Genomic DNA, 4,713 nt, shown 5'->3' on the forward strand with positions numbered 1-4,713 from the left:
CGCCCAGCGCCGGGGCTGGGCGGCCTGCGCGCCGCCGTCGCCGCCGCCTTCGGCGCGGAGCGCGATGCGGAGGCGCTGGCGCGCATCCATGGCGCGCTGGAAGCCTTTACCGCGGCGCTTGGCGAATTCGCGGTGCCGGGCACCGTGCCGCGTCCCGCCGCCGATCTGCTGGCCGCGCAGATGGCCGCCGCCGAGGCGCTGGCGACCACGCCGGCGGCTGCCGGCGGGCTCCGCCTCTATGCCGGTGCGGAAGGCGAGCCGCTGGCGCTGCACCTCGCCGCGCTGGCGGATGCGCTGCCGGCACTGCCGCCGATCGCGCCCCGCGACTGGCCGGCGCTGTTCGACGCGGTGCTGGCGCAGGGCGTGGCGCGCAGCGCCCGCGCCAGCCGCGGACGCGAGGGGTCGCCGCATCCGCGTATCGAGATCCTGGGGTTGCTGGAAGCGCGGCTGCTCTCCTTCGACCGCGTGATCCTCGGCGCGCTCGATGAGAATGTCTGGCCGCTGGCGACCGATCCCGGCCCCTGGATGAGCCGCCCGATGCGCACCGAATTCGGCCTGCCGGAGCCGGAGGCCCGCATCGGCCGCGTCGCCGCCGACTTCCTGCTGACCGCCTGCGCGGCGCCGGACGCCGTGCTGACCCGCGCCGCCAAGCGCGGCGGCAGCCCGACCGTGCCGGCACGCTGGCTGGTGCGCCTGGAGACCTTCCTCGCCGGCCAGGGCCTCGCGCTGCCGGCATCGGACGCGGCCGCCTGGGCCGCGCAGCTCGACCAACCCCGCGCCATCAGCCCCTGCGAGCGGCCGTCTCCGAACCCACCCGTCGCGGCGCGGCCGGAGGCGATCTCGCTCTCGGACGTCGCGTTGCTGCTCGCCGATCCCTATGCGCTCTACGCGAAGCGCGTGCTCCGCCTGGCACCGCTGCCCGAACTCGATGCCGATATCGGCGCGCCGGAATATGGCGAGCTGGTGCATGAAGCGATGGCGCGCTTCATCCGCGCCCTCGACGCCCGCCCCTGGCCCGGCGAGGACGCCGCCCGCATCCTCTTTGCCCAGGCGATGGAGGAAGCGCTGGAGCTGCACGGCCCCCGCCCCGCCTACGCCGCCTTCTGGCGCCCGCGCCTGCTCCGCATCGGCGATTTCGCCATCGCGCAGGAAGCCGCAACCCGCGGCCAGGGCGCGATCGCGCGCAGCCATGTCGAAGTCGCCGGCCGGCACCCCCTCGCCATGCAGGGCGGACGCGAGGTCCTGCTCACTGCCCGCGCCGACCGCATCGACATGCTCCGCGACGGCAGCCTCGCCATCTACGACTACAAGACCGGCGCCCTGCCCAAGCGCGAAGACTGGGAGAACGGCGCCGCGCCGCAACTCCCCCTCGAAGCCTGGATGGCGCTCGAAGGCGCCTTCGAGACCCTGCCCCCCGCCCCTGTCACCATCCTCGACTACTGGCGCCTCTCGGGCGGAGACCTGCCCGGCCAGGCACTCCGCCTCAGCGAAGACGAGCTGACCACCGCCCATCTCGCCGAGGGCAACCGCGAAGCAGCAGCCGCCCTCGTCACCCGCTTCCTGCTGAACCGCACCCCCTTCACCGCCCGCCCCCACCCGCTCCGCGCCGCCCGCGGCGGGGACTACGACCACCTGTCGCGCATCGCCGAATGGGCGGGTGCCGAGGAGGAGGGGGAGTGATGGTGGGGACTGTTGCCCGGGGAGGGCTCTGCCCTCCCCAGACCCCACCTGCCAGGAGCCTAGAGGCTCCTGGACCTGCTTCATTTGGTGCCCTGGTTGGGAAGGGGTCGCACGGCGCGATGGCGCCGTGCGACCCCTTCCCAACCAGGGCGTCAAATCAACTGGGTGCAGGGGCCTGCAGGCTCCTGCCGGGTGGGTCCGGGAGGGCAGAGCCCTCCCGGGGCGCGACCTCACCATGACCTCTCCCACCGCCCGCGACATCGCCCAGGCGGCGCAGCGCGCCGCGAGTGATCCGTTGGCGTCCGCCTGGGTGGGTGCCTCGGCGGGGTCGGGCAAGACGAAGGTGCTGACGGATCGGGTGCTGCGGCTGTTGCTCGATCCGCGGCAGGCGCCGGGGCGCATCCTGTGCCTGACCTTCACCAAGGCGGCGGCGGCGGAGATGGCGACGCGGCTGGCGCGGGCCTTGGGCGAATGGGCGGTGGCGGATGATGCGAGCTTGGATGTGCGCATTGCGGCGCTGACTGGGGAACGGCCGGAGCCGGCGATCCGCGCGCATGCGCGGCAATTGTTCGCGAAGGTGCTGGAGCTGCCGGGGGGCATGCGGATCAGCACCATCCATGCCTTCTGCCAGTCCTTGCTGCGGGGCTTCCCGCTGGAGGCGGGGCTGGCGCCGCAGTTTGCGGTGGTGGAGGACCGCGATGCGGCGGTGATGCTGGCGGAAGCGCGGGAGGCGGTGCTGGCGACGCCGGGGGCGCTGCGCGGACCGCTCGAGGATCTGGCGGGGCTGACGCCGCCTTCGGCCTTCGGGGAGCTGGTGGCGGCGCTGAACAGCGATCGCGCGGCGCTGGGTGAGGCACTGGAGCGCAGCCACGGCCATGCCGGGCTGGCGGCGCGGGTGGCGCGGCGGCTCGGGCTCACGGCGGGGGAGGATGAGGCGGCGCTGTTGGCGCGGGCTGCGGCGGCGGTGCCGGATCTCGGCGCGGTGGCCGAGGCGAAGCTCGCTAGCCGCAACGCCAATGACCAGGATCGCGGCGCGCGGATGCGGGCTTGGCTGGCGCTGGATGCGGAGGCGCGGGCGGCGCGCTGGGCGGAGTGGTCGGACATTTTCCTGACGACCGAGGGCAAGCCCTATGCGGACCGGAACCTCGCGACCAAGGGCGGGCTCGGGGCCGAGCATGCGCGGGTGCTGGAGGCGATGCGCGCGGAGGCGGAGCGGGTTGCCGGTGTCGAGGAGCGGCGGCGCGCGCTCCGGCTGCTGGCCGCGACCACCGCGCTGGTGGCGCTGGCGGAGCCGGTCATCCGCGACTACGAGGCGCGCAAGCGCGGGCGCGGCATGCTGGACTATGACGACCTGATCGACCGGGCGCGGGCGGTGCTGCGCGATCCCGGCAGCGCCTGGGTGCTGTTCAAGCTGGATGGCGGGCTTGATCACGTGCTGCTGGACGAGGCACAGGATTCCAACGCCGCGCAATGGGGCATCGCCGCCGCGCTGACCGAGGAGTTCTTCGCGGGCGAGGGTGCGCAGCCGGAGCGCCGACGCAGCGTCTTCGCGGTCGGCGACGTGAAGCAATCCATCTACGGCTTCCAGGGTGCCGATCCCGAAGGCTTCGCGACCTGGCAGACGCATTTCCGTGATGCCAGCGAGGCCGCCGGGCAGCATTTCCGCGCGGTGCGGCTCAACGTCTCCTTCCGGTCGACGGCGCCGGTGCTGGCGCTGGTCGATGCGGTGTTCGAAGGCGAGGCGGCGAAGCCCGGCGTGGTGGCGGAGGACGAGCCGCCGCTGCGGCACATCCCGGACCGCGCGGGACAGGCGGGCTCGGTCGAGCTCTGGCCGGTGATCGTGGCGGGCGAGGCGGAGAGGCCGGAGCCCTGGTTGGTGCCGGAGGCGCCACAGGCCGGTACCGGCAGCCCGGATGCGCTGCTGGCCGAACGCATCGCGGAGCGCATCGCCGGATGGATCCAGGATGGCGAGATGCTGCCGGCGCGCGGCCGCGCGATGCGCGCCGGCGATATCCTGGTGCTGGTGCGGAAGCGCACCGGCGCCTTCATCCCGACCCTGGTGCGGGCGCTGAAGGAGCGCGGCGTGCCGGTCGGCGGACTGGATCGCCTGGCACTGGTCGATCAGATCGCAGTGCAGGACCTACTGGCGCTTGCCGATGCGCTGCTGCTGCCGGAGGATGACCTGCAACTCGCGGCCGCGCTGAAGAGCCCGCTGTTCGGACTGTCGGAGGCGGATCTCTTCGCGCTGGCGCAGGGGCGGACGGGGCCGCTGGCTGCGGCGCTGGCGGCAAATCGCGGCGGCGACAGCGCGCTCGGGCGCGCGGCGGACCGATTCGCGCGGCTGGCGGCGCGGGCGGATTTCTGCGGGCCGCATACGCTGTTCGCGGAGCTGCTGGGCGAGCTCGGCGGCCGCGCGGCGCTGCTGGCGCGGCTCGGGCCCGATGCGGCGGATGCGATCGATGAATTCCTCGGCGCGGCGCTGGCGCATGAGCGCGCGCATCCGCCGAGCCTGCAGGGCTTTTCGCACTGGCTGCGCCAGGGCGGCGCCACGGTGAAGCGCGATGCCGATGCGGCGGCGGACCAGGTGCGCATCATGACGGTGCACAACGCCAAGGGGCTGCAGGCGCCGGTCGTCATCCTGCCCGACACGGTGGCGCCGGGGCGCGCCGACCAGGGGGTGCGCTGGGACAGGGATGCAGATGGCACGCCCCTGCCCTTCTGGGCACCGAACACCGGTTTCCACGTGCCGCCCTATCGCGCGCTGCTGGATGCGGCGAAGGAGGCGACAGCGCGGGAATCGCACCGGCTGCTCTATGTCGCGCTGACCCGCGCGGAGGACCGGCTGGTCATCGCCGGCTGGCAGAAGAAGCGCCGGCCGGAAGGCTGCTGGTACGACCTGATCGCGGAGGGTTTCTCCCGCCTGCCCGGCGTCGAGGAGGAGCCGGGGCCGGACGGCCCGATCCGGCGCCTGGCCGCGCCGCAGACCGCCCCGCCCGCCGCCGAGCGCATGCGCGCCGGCGCCGGCGATGCGCA

General features: G+C 74.1%; 2 protein-coding genes. Both read left to right on the top strand.

Annotated features, from left to right (window positions below):
• A partial coding sequence (locus tag GXW71_RS34170; RefSeq protein ID WP_211858488.1) for a PD-(D/E)XK nuclease family protein occupies positions 1 to 1,680 on the top strand: 1,680 nt, incomplete at its 5' end.
• A 235-nt stretch (positions 1,681 to 1,915) separates the two neighbouring features.
• Positions 1,916 to 4,713 (top strand): double-strand break repair helicase AddA (addA, locus tag GXW71_RS34175; RefSeq protein WP_211858490.1); only part of this gene is annotated, 2,798 nt, incomplete at its 3' end.

This window comes from Plastoroseomonas hellenica, assembly GCF_018129085.1.
Taxonomy (GTDB): Bacteria; Pseudomonadota; Alphaproteobacteria; order Acetobacterales; family Acetobacteraceae; genus Plastoroseomonas; species Plastoroseomonas hellenica.